This window comes from Acinetobacter sp. FY731, assembly GCF_059515905.1.
This window is the reverse complement of record NZ_JCAKNB010000001.1, coordinates 257,007-278,535: the sequence shown is the minus strand read 5'-3', so window position 1 is coordinate 278,535 and position 21,529 is coordinate 257,007. Positions and strand designations below refer to the sequence as shown.

General features: G+C 37.7%; 19 protein-coding genes. 9 read left to right on the top strand and 10 right to left on the bottom strand.

Annotation, left to right across the window (positions count from 1 at the left end; genetic code table 11):
* Nucleotides 1–5 precede the first annotated feature (5 nt).
* Complete coding sequence (locus AC5YC8_RS01430; RefSeq protein WP_496163297.1) at nt 6–329, top strand: hypothetical protein; 324 nt, start codon at nt 6–8, stop codon at nt 327–329.
* A 42-nt stretch (nt 330–371) separates the two neighbouring features.
* Here the strand turns inward: AC5YC8_RS01430 and adeK are convergent, their stop codons facing one another.
* The 5 genes from adeK to sdsA form a co-directional block, all read right to left on the bottom strand.
* The gene (adeK, locus tag AC5YC8_RS01425; protein WP_496163386.1) at nt 372–1,835 is read right to left on the bottom strand and encodes a multidrug efflux RND transporter AdeIJK outer membrane channel subunit AdeK; all 1,464 of its coding nucleotides are present in this window, start codon (nt 1,833–1,835) and stop codon (nt 372–374) included.
* The gene (locus tag AC5YC8_RS01420; RefSeq protein ID WP_496163296.1) at nt 1,835–5,014 is read right to left on the bottom strand and encodes an efflux RND transporter permease subunit; all 3,180 of its coding nucleotides are present in this window, start codon (nt 5,012–5,014) and stop codon (nt 1,835–1,837) included. The genes adeK and AC5YC8_RS01420 overlap by 1 nt, the downstream gene beginning before the upstream one ends.
* 12 nt (nt 5,015–5,026) lie before the next feature.
* Complete coding sequence (locus tag AC5YC8_RS01415) at nt 5,027–6,256, bottom strand: efflux RND transporter periplasmic adaptor subunit (protein ID WP_496117443.1); 1,230 nt, start codon at nt 6,254–6,256, stop codon at nt 5,027–5,029.
* Nucleotides 6,257–7,017: 761 nt separating this feature from the next.
* Entirely contained in the window at nt 7,018–9,063 is a 2,046-nt protein-coding gene (locus AC5YC8_RS01410; protein ID WP_496163295.1) for a site-specific recombinase, read from the bottom strand.
* Nucleotides 9,064–9,109: 46 nt separating this feature from the next.
* On the bottom strand, nt 9,110–10,087 hold the full coding sequence (gene sdsA / locus AC5YC8_RS01405; RefSeq protein ID WP_496163294.1) for an All-trans-nonaprenyl-diphosphate synthase: 978 nt from the start codon (nt 10,085–10,087) through the stop codon (nt 9,110–9,112).
* Between the two features lie 421 nt (nt 10,088–10,508).
* Between sdsA and rplU the strand changes: the two genes are divergently transcribed.
* The 8 genes from rplU to AC5YC8_RS01365 all read left to right on the top strand — a co-directional run bounded on the left by rplU (nt 10,509) and on the right by AC5YC8_RS01365 (nt 16,883).
* The gene (gene rplU / locus AC5YC8_RS01400) at nt 10,509–10,820 is read left to right on the top strand and encodes a 50S ribosomal protein L21 (RefSeq protein ID WP_004651211.1); all 312 of its coding nucleotides are present in this window, start codon (nt 10,509–10,511) and stop codon (nt 10,818–10,820) included.
* 19 nt (nt 10,821–10,839) lie between these two features.
* Entirely contained in the window at nt 10,840–11,094 is a 255-nt protein-coding gene (gene rpmA, locus AC5YC8_RS01395) for a 50S ribosomal protein L27 (protein ID WP_005097774.1), read from the top strand.
* A 212-nt stretch (nt 11,095–11,306) separates the two neighbouring features.
* Nucleotides 11,307–12,005: an outer membrane lipoprotein periplasmic chaperone LolA gene (lolA, locus tag AC5YC8_RS01390; RefSeq protein WP_496163293.1), complete on the top strand. Its 699-nt coding sequence runs from the start codon at nt 11,307–11,309 to the stop codon at nt 12,003–12,005.
* Between the two features lie 159 nt (nt 12,006–12,164).
* On the top strand, nt 12,165–12,947 hold the full coding sequence (locus AC5YC8_RS01385; RefSeq protein WP_496163292.1) for an RsiV family protein: 783 nt from the start codon (nt 12,165–12,167) through the stop codon (nt 12,945–12,947).
* 124 nt (nt 12,948–13,071) lie between these two features.
* Nucleotides 13,072–14,343 carry a serine--tRNA ligase gene (serS, locus tag AC5YC8_RS01380; protein WP_496163291.1) on the top strand — a complete coding sequence of 424 codons (1,272 nt, stop codon included), beginning with the start codon at nt 13,072–13,074 and terminating at the stop codon, nt 14,341–14,343.
* A gap of 74 nt (nt 14,344–14,417) precedes the next feature.
* Nucleotides 14,418–15,794, top strand: coding sequence for a siroheme synthase CysG (gene cysG, locus AC5YC8_RS01375; RefSeq protein WP_496163290.1), 1,377 nt, complete (start codon nt 14,418–14,420; stop codon nt 15,792–15,794).
* A gap of 35 nt (nt 15,795–15,829) precedes the next feature.
* Nucleotides 15,830–16,309, top strand: a complete 480-nt coding sequence (locus tag AC5YC8_RS01370; RefSeq protein WP_496117458.1) for a tRNA (cytidine(34)-2'-O)-methyltransferase — start codon at nt 15,830–15,832, stop codon at nt 16,307–16,309.
* 175 nt (nt 16,310–16,484) lie between these two features.
* Nucleotides 16,485–16,883, top strand: a complete 399-nt coding sequence (locus AC5YC8_RS01365; RefSeq protein WP_496163385.1) for a hypothetical protein — start codon at nt 16,485–16,487, stop codon at nt 16,881–16,883.
* A gap of 64 nt (nt 16,884–16,947) precedes the next feature.
* Here AC5YC8_RS01365 and AC5YC8_RS01360 read toward each other — a convergent pair whose 3' ends face one another.
* The 5 genes from AC5YC8_RS01360 to AC5YC8_RS01340 form a co-directional block, all read right to left on the bottom strand.
* Nucleotides 16,948–18,336 (bottom strand): APC family permease, encoded by a 1,389-nt coding sequence (locus AC5YC8_RS01360; protein WP_496117462.1) that lies wholly within the window; start codon nt 18,334–18,336, stop codon nt 16,948–16,950.
* Between the two features lie 263 nt (nt 18,337–18,599).
* Nucleotides 18,600–19,784 carry an iron-containing alcohol dehydrogenase gene (locus AC5YC8_RS01355; RefSeq protein ID WP_496163289.1) on the bottom strand — a complete coding sequence of 395 codons (1,185 nt, stop codon included), beginning with the start codon at nt 19,782–19,784 and terminating at the stop codon, nt 18,600–18,602.
* 2 nt (nt 19,785–19,786) lie between these two features.
* Nucleotides 19,787–20,320: a hypothetical protein gene (locus AC5YC8_RS01350; protein ID WP_496163288.1), complete on the bottom strand. Its 534-nt coding sequence runs from the start codon at nt 20,318–20,320 to the stop codon at nt 19,787–19,789.
* Between the two features lie 81 nt (nt 20,321–20,401).
* Nucleotides 20,402–21,058 carry a lipoyl(octanoyl) transferase LipB gene (gene lipB / locus AC5YC8_RS01345; protein WP_496163287.1) on the bottom strand — a complete coding sequence of 219 codons (657 nt, stop codon included), beginning with the start codon at nt 21,056–21,058 and terminating at the stop codon, nt 20,402–20,404.
* Between the two features lie 118 nt (nt 21,059–21,176).
* Nucleotides 21,177–21,464 carry a YbeD family protein gene (locus tag AC5YC8_RS01340; protein WP_496117468.1) on the bottom strand — a complete coding sequence of 96 codons (288 nt, stop codon included), beginning with the start codon at nt 21,462–21,464 and terminating at the stop codon, nt 21,177–21,179.
* Between the last annotated feature and the right edge of the window lie 65 nt (nt 21,465–21,529).

Genomic DNA, 21,529 nt, shown 5'->3' with positions numbered 1-21,529 from the left:
GTGTCTTGATACACGATAGCCAAGGTTATGATGCAATAGGTAAAAAGTTTAATACACAAGCAAGTATATTAGATCGTGATTTAGATAAAGATTTTTATGTTGGACGTGTTGAAATTAAACGTCAATTGCTTGTACGTATACAAGATAAAGATGCTCAAATTGATGTTGTGACTTGGGTGCTGACAGATGAAAAGGGAAATGAAATCTGTAATTATGATCAGGTGATAGCAGGTTCATCTGAATTTAATGTGTTATTACCAGATACTTATGTTGAAAATGTTTTACAAGGTAAATGGTCCTTAATCACATTAGCAAAAAAGTATAGTTAATAAAAAGCCCACCGAAGTGGGCTTTTTTATAAGATCAAAAAATTATTTTTGATCTGCTTTGTTGTATTTAAGATCTGAAGAAGAGGGTTGTTTAACCACTTGATCAGATGTATTCGCTTTTACACCGCCACCCAGTGTTTTATACAATTCAACTTGGTTGTTTAGGTTAGCTTGTTCTAATAACAATAAACCTTGTTCTGCGGAATAAGACGAGCGCTGAGCATCTAACACACTTAAATAGCTATCGATACCAGCACGGAAGCGAGCATCAGAAAGTTTATATGTGATGTTTGTTGCATCAACTAAGCGACGTTGAGCATTTAAACGATCGTTAATGTTCTGACGTACAGCCAAAGCATCATTCACTTCACGGAAAGCAGATTGAATTGATTTTTCATAATCAGATAAAGCAATTTCTTGATCTGTTTGTGAAATTTTAATATTTGCTTTACGTGTACCCCAGTCAAAGATTGGAATATCAAGACTTGGACCAATAGACCATGCAAAATTACCAGATTTAAATAAATCACTTAAATCTGTAGATGCATAACCTGCTGTACCTGTAAGGGTAATTGTTGGGAATAAACGAGCTTTAGCAGCACCAATATTTGCACCCGCAGCAGAAAGTTTATATTCCGCAGCACGAACATCAGGACGGTTATTCAATAAATCACTTGGTAAACCTGAGCCAATTGAGCTTGAATTCGTAACGCGAGTTATACGCTGAGTTGGCAACAAGTTTGCTGGAACCGTTTCACCTACAAGTAGGTTTAGTAAGTTCTGCGCTTGAGTAATTTGAGTTTTATAATTTGCAACATCGTTACGTGCAATTTCAACAGAAATCTGAGCCTGACGAACAGGAATTTCACTGTCGATACCAACATCGAAACGTTTTTTGTTGAGATTATAAGACTCTAATTGAGTTTTTAGCGTTTGGTTAGCAAGTTGTAAATTTGCATTGGCAAATGAATAGCTTAACCACGCTTGAGACACTTGACTGATGAGCGCAATTTGAGTTGCATCACGTGCACTTGCTGTAGCAAGGTAAGTATCTAAAGCATTGTCTTTTAAGCTACGAACACGACCCCAAAAATCTAACTCATAGGCAGTAACACCTAAACCCACGTTATATGATGAGTATGGATTGTTTGGGTCACGTGTAGGTGTTACTTGACGTAAAACACTACCACTTGCACCAATGGTTGGAAGCTGGTTGTTTTCAGTAATTTGATACTGTTGTTGCGCACGTTGAATGTTCAATGCAGCAGTACGTAAATCACGGTTATTTGCTAAAGCTAAGTCCAATACTTGTAATAAGCGTTGATCTGAGAAGAAGTTTTTATAACCTTGTTCAGCAACCGAAGTACCAGAAGCATTTGTGTAGCTACTTGGAATATCTGCTTTGACTACGGGTTCTGGGCCACGCATGCTTTGACAAGCAGTCAAAGCAAGCGCAAGTGCAGATACCGCAATGCTACGACCTGTAATAGACCATACATTTTGCATCACGATGATTGCTCCTGATTATTTTGTGGTTTTGGTTTGTACTTAAAGATACTTCGTACCCATACGTAGAATACAGGAATGAAGAAAATACCTAGAAGTGTTGAGCTAATTACCCCACCAAGTACACCGTAACCTACAGAGTGTTGGCTACCAGCACCAGCGCCACTAGAAAGAGCGAGTGGAAGTACACCAAAACCGAAAGCTAAGGTTGTCATAATGATTGGGCGTAAACGCATTTTTGCAGCATGAAGTGTTGCAGCAAAAAGCTCTTCACCTTTTTCTTGGAGTTCTTTTGCAAACTCTACAATCAAGATGGCATTTTTCGCAGATAGACCAATTACGGCAACCATAGCAACTTGGAAGTAGATGTTATTGGATAGGTTTGGATTTTTGAAAACAACCATACCAAGGAAAGTTAAAGCCACAGCACCCAAAATACCTAAAGGAACAACTAAAAGTACAGAGAATGGAATTGACCAACTTTCATAAAGTGCAGCAAGACACAAGAATACAATTAACAATGAAAGAGCATATAAGAATGGAGCTTGAGCACCAGACTCACGTTCTTCTAAAGATAAACCAGTCCACTCATAATCAAAGCCCGATAGTCCCATAGATGGAAGTTTTGCAACAATTTCTTCCATTGCAGCCATAGCATCACCAGAGCTGACACCAGGAGCAGGAGTACCTTGAATGTTCATGGATGCAATACCGTTATAACGCTCAAGACGTGGAGAACCATACGTCCATTTCCCAGAAGAGAATGCAGAGAATGGAACCATCGTACCTTGGTTATTACGTACATACCATTTATCTAAGTCTTCAGGCATCATGCGTGAATCTGCTTCGCCTTGAACATATACTTTTTTCACACGACCACGATCAACGAAGTCATTAATATATGAACCACCCCATGCCATACCCATAGTCGTGTTGATTTCGGCAATACTTACGCCCATTGCACCAGCAGCAGCTTGGTCAACAATGATTTGGTATTGAGGTGTATCTTCTTGACCGTTAGGACGCACACCAACGAGGCGTTTATCTTGGGCAGCCATACCTAAAATTGCATTACGCGCATTTAATAATTGTTGATGACCTTTACCACTTGCATCTTTAAGCTGTAAGTTAAAGCCAGCAGATACACCAAGTTCAGGCATTGCAGGAAGCTGTAATGGCATGATGTAAGATGCATCTTTTACAATCATATTAAGTGCCATACCACGTTGGATAATTGCACCCACCTGAGCTTCTGGAGATTTACGATCGCTCCAATCTTTTAGTTTAATAAATGCTAAACCAGCATTTTGACCAACACCTGTAAAAGAGAAACCAGATACGCTGAATACAGATTCCACGTAGTCTTTTTCTTTATTTAGGAAGTAATCGGTCATTGCACCAATGGTTTTGTCTGTACGCTGCAAGGTAGCATTTGGTGGTAATTGAACCAAAGTCATTACAACACCCTGATCTTCCTCTGGTAAGAAAGAAGATGGAAGTTTTGTAAATAACAGACCAAGCACACCTAAAACAACAACATAAAGCACGCCAGAAAAAGCTTTCTTGTGCGTCATGATGTTGACGCCACCTTGGTATTTTTCTGCGAGTTTGTCGAAGCTTGTATTAAACCAACGGAAGAAACGAGCTGGTAAGCTATTGCTTGGCGCAGCATTTTTCTCATGTTGCTTAAGAAGCGTTGCACAAAGGGCAGGCGTAAAGGTTAGTGCTACAATCAATGAAAGAATCATTGCTGTTACAAGTGTAATTGAGAACTGACGATAAATTACACCTGTTGTACCACTCATAAATGCCATTGGTACGAATACGGCTGTAAGTACAGAAGTAATACCAATTAAGGCACCAGAAATCTGTTTCATTGAAACTTCTGTAGCAGTAACAGGATCAAGGTGTTCTTCTACCATGACACGTTCAACGTTTTCGACTACAACAATCGCATCATCTACCAATAGACCAATGGCAAGTACCATTGCGAACATTGTAAGCGTGTTGATTGAGAAGCCAAATAAGTTAATAACCGCAAATGTACCTAATACAACAACAGGAACTGCCATTGTAGGAATAATAGTTGCACGCCAGTTTTGAAGGAATAAGAACATCACAAAGAATACAAGGATGATCGCTTCAATAAGCGTGTGAACTACAGATTCAATAGAGAGTTTAATAAATGGCGTGGTATCGAATGCAAGTTGGTCTTTCATACCAGTAGGGTAGTTTGGACGTAACTCTGCAAGACGCGCTTCAACTGCTTTTGCTGTATCTAAAGCATTTGCACCTGTTGCAAGTTTAATTGCAACACCACCAGCGGCTTTACCATTAAATTTAGAGTCGAACTGATAGTTGTCTGCACCTAATTCAATACGAGCAACATCACCTAAACGAACTTGAGCGCCGTTCGTGGTGTTTTTAAGGAAGATGTCTTTGAATTGTTCAGGTGTTTGTAAAAGGCTTTGAGCATTGACTGTTGCGTTTAGTACTTGACCTTCAACTGAAGGAGCACCACCTAATTGACCTACAGCAACTTGCGCATTTTGTGTGCGTAAAGCTGTTGCAACATCACTAGGTGTGACTTGCAAACTTGTCATTTTAGATGGATCCATCCAAATACGCATTGCATAAGAACCACCAAATACCTGTACTTCACCAACACCAGATACACGGCTAAGTGGCTCTGAAATGTTCGAATTTACATAGTCTTTAATGTCATCTGCAGATAGTGATGGATCTTCTGAGAAGAATGCCAGTACTTGTAGGAAGCTAGCACCAGACTTTGTTACTTTTATACCTTGACGTTGAACGTCTTCAGGTAGAAGAGCAGTAGCAGATTGAAGTTTGTTTTGAACTTGAACTTGTGCAATATCAGGATCGACACCTTGTTCAAAGTTCAATGCGATAGATGCTTGACCATTACCAGCACTGTTAGAAGAAATATAACGTAAACCATCTAGACCATTCATTTGTTGTTCAATGATCTGAGTTACGGTGTTTTCTACAGTTTCAGCAGACGCACCAGGGTATGTCGCAGAAATAGTGACAGTTGGGGGTGCAATGGTTGGATACTGTGCAATAGGCATTTTTGTTAGCGTGATAATACCCGCCAACATAATGACTAATGAAATCACCCAAGCAAAAATTGGGCGATGGATAAAGAATTGAGCCATTCAGTCTACCCCTTATTTGTTTGAAGTAGCTTTTTGTTCAGTTTGAGCTTTTGCTTGAGGTTGCGCACCTTGCGGAGCAGTCGCTTGAGGCTGATATGGTTTAGCAACAACTTGTTGTTCCGGTTTTACTTTCGCAATACCATCAACAATAACTTTTTCACCCGTTTTCAGGCCTTCAGTAACAATCCAATCTTTACCTTGCGTTCCTGCAGTAGTTACTGGACGTGATTCAACTTGTCCTTTTGCATTTACTAACATTGCAATAGCTTGACCTGTTGGGGTGCGAGTAATAGCAACTTGTGGAATCAGGTAAGCATTTGGAACGATACCTTGTACAATTTGTGCGTTAACAAACATACCTGGAAGTAACAAATGATTTGGGTTTGGGAATACAGCACGTAAAGTAACGGTACCTGTATCTGGATTTACGCTTGCATTAGAAAATGCTAAACGTCCTTCAACGCCGTACTCACTGCCATCTTCAAGTTTTAACTTCACTTTTGTGTTGTTACTACTATCGAGGCTACCTTTGCTTAACTGTTGGCGTAAGCGTAACAGCTCTGCACTAGATTGGTTGATGTCTACATAAATTGGATCTAGACGTTGTACTGTAACCAAAGGTTCAGCTTGGCTTGCTGTTACTAAAGCACCAACAGTAACAGTTGAACGGTTTGTCTGACCTGAAATAGGTGAGCGAACAGTTGAATAGCCTAAATTGATTTCAGCATTTTGAACTTCTGCACGAGATGCAGCAACATCTGCTTCAGCCAATTTTACTTGAGCAACAATGTCATCATATTCTTGTTTAGAAACAGCATTACTGCCTACAAGTTGACGGTAACGACCTTCTTTAACACGCAAAACACCTAAGTTGGCTTGTTGACGAGTTAATGCAGCACGAGCGCTATCCGCATTTGCACGGTTAGTACGTGGGTCAATTTCATAGAGTGCTTGACCTTCACGGACATAGCTACCTTCAGTAAATAGACGTTTCAGAATAACGCCACTTGTTTGTGGGCGAACTTCTGAAATTTCAAACGCATTTGTACGACCTGAGAGTTCTACGGACTGTTCTACGCTTTGAGGTTGTGCAACGATAACACCAACTTCAGTAGGTGGCATTTGTTGAGCTGCAGCAGCTTGCTGAGCATCCTTGGGATCTTTGCTACAACCAACAAGTGCAATACTTGTTGCTAATGCGCAAGCAGACAGGGCGGGTGCCCAAAGCTTTGCCGACATCATTATTCCACCTCAATTAGATTTTCTATCTAAATTATAAATTTTTTGCACCACTATATTTGATGAAAATCAGATAAAGCAGTAACTTCCAAATCAATTTTGTTCCAATCGAATTAGATTTTCGAAGGGAAGAGCACACCTAAATGCAGCCTATATACACCAATTATCGGTATCTATAATAAAGTAAATAAAATAAATACTTTATATTTTGGATGTTGCAAATAGATGTATGTCATAAGTAGTCAATTGCCTATGTGCTTAGGTAAGAACATCAAAGCTTTTAACCATATTTAAATGTACAAAAAGTGTGAAATAGAAATGATGTATTTCAGAGTCACATAAAGACATTGCTACCCATAATATTGAGTAGCAATGACATTGTTTGTTTGAGAACAAACAATGTATATAACATATAATATGGTTATAAATAACACAGAAATTGTATTGCTTATAACGAAAAAACCAACAGAAATCATGTTTAGGAACGCTACTCTTGAATTAACTAAACATTTGTTGTAGTTGGGGATTAAAGAGCTTGCGATTTTATTATTTAAAAGTAAGGTACTGATAAGTAATAATAAACAGATCTATTTGTTTAGTTTTTTATGAGTATAAATCCTTCATACATTAAAAAAATTAATGCGCAATTAATAAGAAAAACAAAGTGTACTCGTCAGTACACTTTTTTTCAAGTGCATAGACTTTGTGCATATTTCATTGAATTTTTAGACATATTAAAAACCAAAGCCATAAATAAAGAGAGATTACTTTTTGTGCCCCTCGTGTTTGTCTTCAATTTCTAAATTATTTTTAGATGGCCAGAAGAAATCTATAGGACGTGTTAGAAAGTGAGTGAGTACAAGTTTTGCTAAAGGTTTCCATTGCTCAAAATGAACACGACGAGCACGTAAAGCTACAATAATAGTTAGTGTAAAGCTTACAAATAAGTTGGTTAAGCCAATTAATAACACGCCAAGAAAAGACACAATAATTAAGCCTATATCGGGTGTGCCATTAATTAGCATTAAGCCTTGAATAAAGTTTGCAGAGGCAAAGGCAATATGACGAATATCTAAAGGTAGCCCTAAAATATAGCCTAGGGTTCCCATACTTCCTAGCATAATACCAAATAGGAAATTACCAGCTAAAGCACCTAAGTTACGTTCTATGTATTGAGCAAACTTATCTAAGCGCTCTTGTTTTATGTATTTACGAAGTTGAGGGTGTGCTTGAATGCGAGGTCCAATTTTACGATAGACCGCCATATTGTCGAAATAACCAGCCAGTAAACCAGATAAGAAAAGACAAACTCCCGCAATTGCTGCATGAAGAATAGCTAAAGAAGTGAATGGATTTAAATCATGCAATGTTTTTGCAGCTTTGTAGTGATTCATTAATGGCTCATGTAGGGTGACATCCCAAAGCATGACAATTAGTGCTGCAACAGGAATTGCAATAGAAATGTTACCTAAAATGGCTACAAATTGAGTTCGAATAATATTGATAATAAGTGCAGCTAGTTCAGCAATTTGAGCTGTTCTAGAACCTTTTTGCTGTTGAACTGTAGATGCAAGTGCAGCAGCTGTCATAGCAGGTTGTTTTGTTGCGACCGTAAAATGCAAAACATGAATGAGCATAAAGCCAAGAGAGTAGTTCATGCTATATGAAAATGCCTGCATTAACGGAGCTAAAGAGGCACGTGCCATTAGTACTTTTAATGTTGCCATGATCGCAATGATCACACCTGCACCAGCAGCAGACTTATACATTCCGAAAAAGCCTGCTTTATCTGTACTTACATAGTGCTCACCAGTTTTACTAGCATTTTCCGTTACTTGTAAGGCAATAAGTTCACTATTGGTGACGAGCAATGAACGAACACTGCGTTCACTATAAATAGCTGTAGTGACATCATTCAGAAGCCAGCCTAAAGAGTTATAGCGAACTTCATTTTTTTCAACAATGAGGTTAATTAAAATTTCTATACGTTCTAAGCATTGCTCTAGTAAAGAAAGTAGATAAGTTAAACTAATACTCACGCCAATGCGTTTGGTTGATCTACGGATTTTTGTAGCTACATTTTTACATTGCTCAAGCATGACCAATGCTTGAGCTGCATCGGGTGGGGTGATGGCAACTAGATTATTATCATCTAAATGTAAGTGCTTGTATTGCTGTATAAAATCATTTACTTCACGGTTTTGAACGAGAAAAGGTGATTCATATTCCGTTAACTCTGGGTGAGCATTAATAAATTCAGGATATAAACCAATACCACTCACGCGGTAAGATAAAACGGTAATAGCTTTAATGATTTCGCTACGAATAAGACGTTTTTCTTCTTGGTTGCTGTGTCCTTGGTTGAGCAATCTGAAAAGCTGTTGCCATTGTTTATCTTGAATGCTGTCTAACCAATATTGGTCTGAATACTGATGAAAGACCTTACGAACAAGTTCTTGAAGCTGACTCTCATCATTAATTAATGGAAGAAAGTGTGAACCTAGACGTTGAAAAATTTGGTTCCAAAAACCTTCTAAAGACAGAATGCCCGTATCGGCATAAAGACTAGTTTGTTTGTATTGACTAATTAATTTTAAAACAAAGCTTTGTAAGATTGATGCTGCATCAGGCGTAATTAAAATTGCTTGAATAAAAGCGTTAAATTTTGCGTGAACTTCATCTTGATTGCGAGTGTCGTTGGGGCGAATGCGGTTTACTAATTCAATGAGCAAACTATCATTTAAAACAGCTTGATCAAGATCAAGCTGTTCTTGCATTTTTAGGAATAAGTCATTGAGTTTTATGTACATAAGCAAGTAATAAATCTTTCTTTAATGTGTAAGATTTGGCAATGCTTTATTGAATGCGGTTTAAAGCGAGTTTAGCCAAGTTTTCAAGTGCTTGACGATATTGTGTATCTGGTAATATCGCTAAAGCTTTAATTGCTGCTTCAGTTTCTTCGGTTGCACGTTGACGGCAATAATCTAATGCACCAGAAGACTGAACAATAGAAATGACACGTTCTAAGTTGTCTGTTCCACCTGTTGCAATGCTTTTTCTCACAATTTCACGTTCTTCACCAGAAGTGTTCGCTAATGCTGAGATTAAAGGTAAAGTCGGTTTACCTTCCATTAAATCATCACCAATATTTTTACCTAATGTTTCGGCATCTGAAGTGTAATCCAAAATATCATCAATAATTTGGAAGGCATTACCAAAGTGACCTGCGTATTGACGTAGTGGTTCACGGAATTGGTTTTGCCCACTCAAAATGGCAGAGCCTTCGGTTGCAAGTTCAAATAAGCGTGAAGTTTTGCCGTGGATAATACTTAAATATGTTTCTTCTGTTGTATCTGGTTGGTGTTGTGATTGTAACTGTAGAACTTCACCTTCAGCAATTTCACATGTTCCTGTAGAGAAATCCTTTAATAAGGTCATGTTGTTTAAATCGACTAAAAGATCAAATGAACGTGAAATAAGAAAATCACCAACAAGTACAGCTGTTTGGTTGTTCCATGTTGCATTTGCAGTAGGGCGTCCGCGACGTAAGCCTGATTCATCAACGACATCATCATGTACTAAAGTTGCGGTATGAAGCATTTCAATAATAGCGGCAAGTTTTCTATGTTGTTCTAAATTTTCTTCACCACATGCTTTTGCTGCAAGTAAACACATAATTGGACGCATGCGTTTGCCGCCAGCTTCCACAACATGTTTACTAACAGCCATCACTAATGCAACTTTTGAAGTAATCCCTTCGTTAATAAACTTGTCCATCGCGGCAAAATCAGAAGCAACAGGAGCGAGAATGTCTTGCTTAAAATCGATGGTCATGTGAAGAGAAACCTCATTTTTGAAATTGGATCTTAGTTTAACAAATATCTTGTTGTTTAAAGTTATCATTGCAGCTTAACTAAGCTAAATCATACAATTTTTAATGATAACTTGAGAATAGTAACAGGTGTTGTCAGGGGAATTAAGTCTCTCAACATGAAACACTGTATTTCTTCTGTTTTTTATAACAAAATTAACGTAATTGTAGTGTGTTTAATTTGAGTAAAATACAGACAAAACCAAATAAAAATAGGTGTTTATAAAATAAACAGTAAACTTGGGTATTATTTACAGCAAATTGCTTGTTGTTTAGCTCAATATCTATTAAAATGCTTGCCCTTGTATAACCCCCAGTGGCGGTCGTATTAAGATCGGTATATTCCTTTATCGGCACGACGACACGGGCATGTTGGAGTACATTATGTACGCAGTAATCCAAAGCGGTGGTAAACAGCACCGTGTAGTTGAGGGTGAAACCCTTAAAGTAGAATTATTGAAAGCTGAAACTGGCGCTACAATTACGTTTGATGACGTATTAATGTTAGTGAACGGCGAAAGCATTCAAATCGGTGCTCCAGTTGTTGCTGGTGCTACTGTAACTGCTGAAGTAGTTAGTCATGGTCGTCACGACAAAATCCGTATTGTTAAAATGCGTCGTCGTAAACACTATCGTAAACAACAAGGTCACCGTCAATGGTTCACTGAGTTGAAAATTACAGCTATTTCAGGCTAATTACGAGGAGTAAATAGACATGGCAACTAAAAAAGCCGGTGGTTCGACTAAAAACGGTCGTGACTCGAATCCTAAAATGTTAGGTGTTAAAATGTACGGTGGTCAATCTGTGACTGCTGGTAACATTATCGTTCGTCAACGTGGTACAGAATTCCACGCTGGTCAAAACGTAGGTATGGGCCGTGACCATACTTTGTTCGCGACTGCTGACGGCGTGATCAAATTCGAAGTGAAAGGCCAATTCGGTCGTCGCTACGTATCTGTTGAAGCGTAAGTTTTAATAGAAAAAGACCCGCTTTATTGCGGGTTTTTTTATGCTTTAAATTTGTAAAAAGTAACCTTTTATCTTCATCATGATGGATAAAATGCAGGTTTTAATATTAATAACAATACAAAACTTCTTATTATCTCTAAATTTAGCGATATGTTTTGGTTTAAGATAAAAGTAATAAATGAATTGCGTTTCGCAAATATAAAGGTGAATGTATGAACATGCTTCGTAAAACAATCTGTGCTGCAACTATTGGGGTTGCGACTTTAGCACCTGTTATGAGTACAGCAGTTTTTGCTGCAACACCTGTGGCAGCATCGGAGCAACAAGCAGCAGCAAGTTTGGTTAAACAGTTAGAAAGCTTAAAAAATATTTCAGCTAATTTTGAACAAAAAACAACTGTCGATAATGCAAAGGCTGTAAAAAATAGAGGTCTTTCATCTCAACACATGAATCAAACCTTTAAGGGGGTTATGAAAGTTGCAACCCCAGGTAAATTCTATTGGGAAATTACATCACCTGTAAAACAAACGATTGTGACTTCGGGTAAAACGATTTGGATTTATGATCCTGACCTGCAACAGGCTGTGCGTCAAAGCTTAGATGAACAAGTTTCGAATACGCCTGCGTTGTTGTTATCTGGAAATACCAGTCAAATTATGAAAACTTACCGTGTTACTCAACCCAATAAGGCAAAAACGTATTACACGTTATATCCAAAACAAAAAGATGGTGCATTTCAAAGCTTAACCATTAGTTTTGGTGCTAAAAGCGCTCCAACACTAATGATTTTGCAAGATTCGTTGGGACAAACGACTTATGTTCGTTTTAGTGATGTGAAAGTGAATGCTGGGGTTCCATCATCTATATTTAATTTCACTCCGCCAAAAGGCACAGATATTATTGATCAATAAGTATTTTTGAGTAAAAAAGGCAACGGAAACGTTGCTTTTTTTATGTGGTTTGTTAAAGCGCTGTTTATTAATGCAAACAATCCTATTTCGTTATTCCATGTGAGGCATTGAGTTTGTATAGTGTAGTAAATAACGAATGAAATAAAAGTTGGGGGAAAAATGCTGAATTCGCAATTTAAAGTAATTGGACTTATAACGGCGATGATGCTTGTTGGTGGTATTTATGGCTGTAAGCCAGTAAATGAACCAGTAGTAGATGAGTCTGTACAAAAGACTGAAAGTGTTGATACAGCCATCCCAACAATTCTTTCTAAAGTTGTTGTTATGCCGCTGCCTAGTGCTGAAGTATGTCATCCGGAAGGCTGTACGCAATATAATATTCAGACTGTTGAAACCAATGTTGCATGGATTAATGATTATTTTGCAGACCGAATTCGTAAAGCAGACCCTGTTGCTTTTGAGGAGAAACCTGCGGAGAAAGTTGTATTTAATGATCCTGAAAATGTAGGCTTAAGTCAAAGTACTACAACGGTTCGTTTTATTAGTCAATTTGGTCATATCGCAACATTCACTATAGATAGTTATATTTATAATGCAGGTGCGGCACATGGCATGTCACATACAGAATATGTGAATTTTGATTTAAAAACAAAAAAACGCTTAGCTCTTGAAGATATTGTGATGAAAGATGCACAGCCTAAAATTTTGAATGCTTTATATGATGCAAATTCAATTTGGTTGGAAAATCATATGATTGAACGCTCAAAGCTTCAATTGAGTGATAATTTTTATTATGGCGTTCACGGTATTGTGTTTGTTTATCCGTTATATGAATTAGCAAGTTATGCTGAGGGAATGAGTGAGCTCACACTACCTTATCGATCTGCCAAGGCTTTATTTAAACCTGAATTTATGCCAAGTTTGCCAAAGTACGCAAATTGATATGATTTGAAGTGGATCTGTAGTTTATTGTTCTAATAAGGTGCATGTGTAAGCTCTTTCACTATATTTTTAAGCATGAAAAGCTTACACTATAGGCAGTTTTTTTCTTTCAAAAAGATTGGCTATGATCGACCCGAAATTACTCAGAAATAATATTGAGGCTGTAAATTTAGCCTTAGCTAAACGTGGTGTCCAACTCAATGTAGAAGAGTGGGCATCTTTAGAAGCTCGTCGTAAAGAAATTCAATCGAAGACAGAATCATTACAAGCAGAACGTAATGCGGGTGCAAAACAAGTCGGTCAAATTAAAAAATCCGGTGGTGATGCCTCTGAAATTATGGTGCGCATGTCTGCAATTGGTGATGAAATCAAAGCAGCAGAAGTTGCATTGAATGAATTACAAGCAGAAATTGAAGCTAAATCACTTTCTATTCCTAACTTACCGCATGAGTCTGTTCCTGAAGGTAAAGATGAAAACGATAACGTTGAAGTCTTGAAATGGGGCACACCACGTCAATTCGATTTTGATGTAAAAGATCATACTGATCTTGGCGAAATGATGGGTGGCTTGGAATTTGAAACAGCAACTAAACTTACAGGTTCACGTTTCAGTGTTTTAAAAGGTCCATTGGCTCGTTTGCAACGTGCATTGACTCAATTTATGTTAGATACACATACGCTGAAAAATGGTTATACAGAAGCTTATGTACCATACCTTGTAAATGCAGATTCTTTGCGTGGCACAGGTCAATTACCTAAATTTGAAGAAGATTTATTCAAATTACAAGGCGAAAAAGAATTCTATTTAATTCCAACTGCTGAAGTGCCTGTAACAAACTTTGTGCGTGATGAAATTATTGATGCAGATCGTTTACCGTTAAAATATGCAGCACATACTCCATGTTTCCGTAGTGAAGCAGGTTCTTATGGTCGTGATACGCGTGGTTTGATCCGTCAGCACCAATTCGATAAAGTTGAAATGGTTCAAATTGTGAAACCTGAAACTTCAATGGAAGCTTTAGAGCAATTGACAGGTCATGCTGAAGGTATTTTGCAAGCGTTAGGTTTACCATATCGTAAAGTTGTACTTTGTGGTGGTGATATGGGCTTTGGTGCAATCAAAACTTATGATTTAGAAGTTTGGGTACCAAGTCAAAATACTTACCGTGAAATTTCATCTTGTTCATGCATGGGTGATTTCCAAGCACGTCGAATGAAAGCTCGTTACCGTGTAGACCAAAAGAAAACTGAGTTTATTCATACATTGAATGGTTCAGGTTTGGCTGTTGGTCGTACATTGCTTGCGGTAATGGAAAACTACCAACGTGCAGATGGTTCAATTGAAATTCCTGAAGTGTTGCGTCCTTACATGGGCGGTTTAACATTTATCGACTAAGTTAAGTCGTTCGAAAAAGTGCACAATTATGTGCACTTTTGTTTTTACAGTCAGATAAAGATTTGAGGTCATTCGTGGATATTTTTCCAATCTCTTTAAAGTTGCAAGAGCAGTCTTGTCTGATTGTTGGTGGTGGGCATATTGCTTACCGCAAAGCTGTTTTACTTGCGAAAGCTGGGGCAGTAATTGATGTTGTTGCACCTGAAATTGATGATGCTTTATTGGATTTGCTGCAGCAAACACAAGGTCATTATGTTCAAGCGCCATTCAATTTAGATATTCCATTAAGAAATTACCGACTTGTTATTGCTGCTACAAATGATAAAGCTGTAAATATTGCAGTTTTTGAAGCATGTGAGGCTGAAAACATTCTGGTAAATAGTGTGGATGATCCGCCGCATTGTCGTTTTATGGTTCCTGCAATTGTAGATCGTTCACCTTTGATCGTTTCTATTGCAACGAATGGAACATCACCTGTATTGTCTCGTCAAATTCGAACTCAATTAGAAAGTACAATTCCACATGGAATGGGCAAGCTCGCTGAGTTTTCAGGTAAATGGCGTAATGCTGTAAAAGCAAAAATTATAAATCCTGATGAACGCCGTATTTTTTGGGAAGACTTATATGCTAGTCCACTCAAAGAGAATGTGTTTAATGACAATATTGCAGAAGCAGATCATTTAATTGAGCAAGCTTTAATTGAATGGAAAAAGCCTAAGGGTGAAGTGTATTTAGTCGGTGCAGGGCCGGGTGATCCTGAATTGTTAACCTTAAAAGCTTTACGCTTAATGCAACAAGCGGATGTTGTGATTTACGACCGTTTAGTGTCGCAACCGATTATGGATTTATGTCGCCGTGATGCGGATAAAATCTATGTGGGTAAAGCGCGATCAAATCATGCCGTACCTCAAGAAGGTATTAATGCACTATTGGTTAAATATGCGAGTGAAGGTAAACGTGTTTGTCGCTTAAAGGGTGGTGATCCATTTATTTTTGGTCGCGGTGGTGAAGAGATTCAAGAATTATTTGATGCTGGTGTTGCATTCCAAGTAGTTCCGGGAATTACTGCAGCATCGGGTTGTTCTGCGTATGCAGGTATTCCACTGACACATCGTGATTATGCACAAAGTGTTCGTTTCTTAACAGGTCATTTAAAAGAAGGTTCTCCGGAACTACCTTGGAAAGAGCTGGTTTATGAAAATCAAACACTTGTGCTGTATATGGGATTGGTTGGATTGGAAAAAATATGTGAAAAGCTAATATCACATGGTCAACGCTCGAACATGCCAGTTGCATTAATTTCTAAAGGTACGACACCTGAACAAAAAGTAGTGGTTGGCACTTTGGCAGATATTGCGTCTAAAGTTGCTGAACATCAAATTCAAGCACCTACACTCACTATTATTGGTGAAGTAGTGAGCTTGCGTGAACAATTACAGTGGCAAGGCTAAAAGCTAAACCACATTGAAAAGAGTAGAGAAAGCCTGTGATTCATGTAGTGTTATACGAGCCTGAAATTCCGAGTAATACAGGGAATATCATTCGTTTATGTGCGAATACAGGTGCGCAATTGCATTTGGTTAAGCCTTTGGGTTTTGAGCTAGATGACAAAAAATTAAAACGTGCAGGTTTGGATTATCACGAATATGCTCGTATGCAAATTTGGGAAAATTTTGATGAATGTCTTGCAAACTTAAAGTCACAAGGCATTGATGCGGATGCTATTTATCCTTTAACAACGAAGGGTTTTGAAACACCACATACGTCAAATTTAAACCGTCCTGTAGCATTGTTGATGGGGCCTGAAACTCGCGGTTTACCTGAAAATGTTCGAATGATGTTTCCAGAAAAACATTGGATTCGTTTACCAATGGCGGCGAATTCACGTAGTTTAAACTTGTCTAATGCAACCGCTGTGATTTTATATGAAGCATGGCGTCAGCAAGAGTTTAAAGCATTAATTTAAATAATATTGAGTAAAATGAAGCTATCGTAAGATAGCTTTTTTTATATTTAAAAATTAAGATTTATGTAACGCTTTTTAAAAATTTCATAAAAACAAGTAGATTTAGTGTATAAGGACGCAAGTTCGTGCATGAATGGAGGGTGTTAACGTGATAAAAAAATTAAAAAAACTAAATATGGCTTTGTGTGTGGTTTTAGGTTTATTTGCGATGTCAGCAAATGCAAATGAATCTGAGGTTACACCATTGACGAAAGAAGAAGTACAGCAAGGTATTGCAAATATGAAACAGAGTTTGCATACCCGTATTGAAGCATGGGGAGCCACATTGGGACCCAATGATTTTGAAAAAAGTTTTTTTTCGGGGCGTCAGTTAAATAAGCAAAAACGCCAAGAGGTTTGTGCAATATTTCAAAGTGTAGTTGATGATACATATAAACTTGCAGTAGAGAATAGAGCTCGTTTAAAAGTAAGTGATCAGCCTATTGTGGGTGATCGTAATACCTTTATTGAACATTTAGGTTATCCAAATAATATTGTAGATACGCAGATGGGTTTTAATTGTCGTTTGCGTTAAAGTTATTGTAAATGTAAAAAAAGGCGCATGAAGCGCCTTTTTTAATGAGTCATTTCGGAAGAAATTACTCAAATTCGTTATGTTGTGGAGCAGGGTGTTTGAAACCTTTAGTTTTATAACCAAGGTATAAAATACCGAACATTGCCCACCATAAACCGTATTTCAATGCAGTTTCTTCAATCTCAAGCCACATCGCGAAAATACTGATGAAGCCTAGAAGAGGAATAATGACGAAGCTAATAATATCCTTCGCATTTTTAGTACGACCATCACGTAAAGCATAACGTGAAATTACAGACAAGTTCACGAATGTGAATGCTGTTAACGCACCAAAACTAATCATTGAAATTACAATATCTAGATCCATGAAGCCTGCTGTTAAAGCAACTGCACCAACAATCATAATGTTATATGACGGTGTGAAGTTTTTAGGGCTAATATGACCAAAGATTTTTTTGTTAATAACGCCATCACGACCCATTACATACATTAAGCGTGATACGCCTGCATGCGCTGAAATACCAGATGCCATTACAGTAACAATAGCAAATGCAAGAACATAAGATTGGAATAATGATCCACCTACCAATAATAAGATTTCTGGTTGGGTTTCAGCAATATTTGTAAAGTATGTTCCTGGTGCATTCGGGAAGAACACCTGCATAAAGTAAGTGCTGACAATGAAAATAATACCTGCAATTAAAGCTGTTAAGAAAATTGCTTTTGGTAAAGTTTTTTCGGTGTCTTTTGTTTCTTCAGCAAGCGAACTTAAAGAGTCAAAGCCTGTAAATGAGAAACACAGTAGTGTTGCACCTGTAATAAGTGGGGCAACAGCAGTAAGCTCATTCCAGAAAGGATCTAGACTCCATAGCTGATAACGTGTTTCTGATGTAATAGGACCATCAGCGTTAAAGCCGGCCTGCAATTTAGTGTATACAAGATATACAAATGCAGCGATTACAATGAGCTGAATTAGTACAATTAAGCTGTTAAAGTTTGCAACAAAACGAGCACCACGAAGGTTAATCCCTGTCATAAATGCTGTAAGTACAATTACCCATACCCAGTGGTTAACGTCTGGGAATAAAGCTTCAAGGTAAATTACCGCAAGGATAATATTGACCATTGGAGAGAGTAGATAATCTAACCAAGACGACCAACCCACCATAAAACCAACATTAGGGTGAATTGATTTTTGTGCATAGGTATATGCCGAACCTGACGATGGGTAACGGCGAATCATATGACCGTAACTAATCGAGGTAAATAGAATTGCAATAAGTGCAACAATGTATGAAGTTGGCACATGGAAGTGACTTTCTTCAGATACTAAACCAAACGTATCAAACAACGTCATTGGTTGGATATATGCCAAACCAATAATGATGATGTGCCAAAGACCCAAAGTCTTTTGCAACTTAACTGTCGATTGAGTCCCAGAGATATTTGTCAACGGCGTTATCCTCTTAATCGTTGATCAAGGATCAGTCATGTTTATAAGGATCGTTTGAGACGAACGATCCCCCCTACATTTAAAACAAAAGTGCGCCAATTTACTCTAAATTGATGCAGTTTCCTAGTAACTTTTTAAGTTTTTTAGCAATTTTTTTGCCAATTATTCTTAAAAATATTAAATATTTGATAACATAATGAAAAGCCTGATGTTTAAAAAATCATCAGGCTAATTTTTCGTTATATTGTCTTATTTTTTTGAAATTACCAAGCGTTTTTTAGAATAGTTTTGAGCTCTTCTAAGTTTGCTTCTTTAGGGTTGTAAATAATTGATCCATCATTGAGTGCTTTTTCAGCGACTTCATCTAATTGTGCTTCAGACACTTTAGCGGTTTCACTTAAGGTGCGTGGAAGTTTTGTAAGTGCATAAAGTCTGTCTCGAATAGCAAGAATACTCGAAATAGTTTTTTCGGCACGTAAGTGAGCAGGCGTTTGTGCATAAATATCAGCACCAGCAAGTGGTAATAATAAATCTGCAATTTTATCGCCATTAATGTCTTTATTATATTCAAGCACGTAAGGTAAGAATAAGTTCATGCATAAGCCATGTGGTAAGTGCGCAACAGCACCTAAAGCATGACCAAGTGAATGTATAAGCCCAACCATTGAATTTGAAAATGCAATGCCAGCCATAGTCGATGCTTGTGCAAGCTCAAGACGTCCTTCAGCATCTGATGGATTATCTAAAACATTAAATAAGTTTTTACTAATTTTTTGAATGGCTGCTGTTGCATAAGCATCTGAAATTGGATTGGCTGCCATACATGTATAGGCCTCAATAGCATGAGTCATTGCATCCATAGCCGTCATTGCTGTTAAATGTGCAGGTAATGTTTGTGTCATGCGTGGGTCTAAAATGGCAGCGTGTGGCATGAGGTAATATGAAGCAAATGCAAGTTTTACATTTTTTTCAGGATCAGATACAACTGCAACCATAGTAACTTCAGAACCAGTGCCTGAAGTTGTAGGTATAACAAAAAATGGTTTTAATGGTTTTGGTAAATTATGAGCACCAGAATATTTAAGTAAATCATCACCACCTTCGGAAACTAAAATATTCGTTGCTTTAGATGTGTCAATTACAGATCCTCCGCCAACGGCAATAATCGCATCACAATTGTTGTCACGATAAAATTGTGCGGCTTGACGTACTGTTTCAAGGCTTGAGTCTGGTGGTACATCATCAAAAATATAGCCAATACGTGTATCTGTAGACTCAAAAGCAGTTTCGATAGGTGTAAGTAAATGATTACTACGGACGCCTTTGTCGGTAATAATCATTGGGCGTTTTGCACCCAATGTAGAAAGCTCAAAAGGGATGTGCTCTAGTGCTGCATGACCAGCAATGACTTTTACAGGACAGAAAAACTCATAATAAGATTTGGTCACGATTAAGCACTCCGTTTAAAATATGATTGAGCAACTTTGAGGTAAATATTGGCTGCGCCTGTTAATTTATCTTTTAAAGTTAAGTTTGTTGGATATTCTTTTACTGCAAGTTCAGCAAGAAGTTTTGGTAAAATAAGAGATTCCATTTTATTTAGACAACGAACTAAACGAATGGCATAAGATAAATCGCCATCGGCAATCATTCGGTCATTGGCAAAAGCTTGTGCTGTACTTTCTTGAAATGAAAAAACAAGATAGGCATGGCTTAAGTGCTTAAATGTGATCGTAAGGTCTGGCTTAGTTTCACTAGAAGAAAGTAAGATAAGTTGTTGGTTATCTGTGACTTTTGCGATAAAAGCAGGGCCATGCGGAAAAACATTCATTGAAAGCACAAAGTTCGCAGGAAATTTTGCGACTTCTTGTTTTATTTCTTGATCAACTTGACTGGCCATAACTAAGCCACGTCCAATCACATCCATCATGAGTTTGACATAGGCTTGTTGAAAAGCGGGCTTTACGGATTTTGTAGAAATCACAACTGCATCCCATTTAACAATAATTATTTATTTAGAGTAAATACTCTAATTTATTTTTAGGCGAAATGCAAAGCCATTCAATCAATATTGAATGATTTCTACGTCACTAAAGTAACCACTGTTCTGGAAAGTTTCAATTACATCTGTACTTAATTGTGTAAAGCTTGGGTAATCTTGCATTAAGTCCATCATGCGAACCATTTCTAAGCCCGCATAACCGCAAGGGTTAATGGTATGAAAGCCCATTAAATCACAATCAATATTGAGTGCTAAACCATGATAACTACGACCTTTACGAATTTTAAATCCTAAAGAACCAATTTTTTGATCATTAACATAAACGCCGGGAGCATCTGGTTTAGCGTATGCAGTAATGTTGTATTTTTTTGCGAGATCAATCATCAGGTTTTCTGCATAAGATACGAGTGTTCTTACATTCCAACCTAAACGATTTAAATCGAACATAAAGTAAATAACCATTTGTCCTGGGCCATGCCATGTGACTTGACCACCTCGGTCTGTTTGCACAACAGGAATATTGGATGGAACTAGAATATGTTCTGGTTTTCCTGCTTGACCTTGAGTAAGAACATCATGGTGTTGCAAAATCCATAATTCATCAGGAGTTGATTCATCACGATTTTCAGTCAAGCTTTTCATTTCATGAAAGCGAGCTTCATAATCTGTTAAGTCATTGTACTGACGTATAACAAGATTGGGTTTTGAAACAGCATTCAATGTTAATGTGTCCTTAGTATGCAAAATACGTTTCTATTATAATAAATTCATTGTCCCAAGAGGGCATATTCTTTGTTTTTTAGAGATAAAAAAACACGCTCTTTGGCGTGTTTTTTTATTAAAGTGCAGTTCTAATAAGTGGACAAGCAGCTAAATCTGCATAAAGCTGATGTACTTGTTCTAACTCTTCAAAGCGTAATTGTGCTGTGATTGAGTGGTATTTACCTGTGCGTGATGGTTGTGTATTAAGACTATTTGCATCGAAATCAGGGAAGTGCTTAACCAAAATTTCGAGAACAGCAGTACGTAAATCATCACCTGCCAAACCAATGAGTTTGATAGGGTAGTCCATTGGAAAAACCCAAAGATGCTCTTGTAATTCGCGAGATGGTGTGCGGTCTAACATTGTAGTCCCCCTTAATATCAAACGCCTGCAAGAGTGCAGGCGTTGTGTTTCTCTTCACTACATAA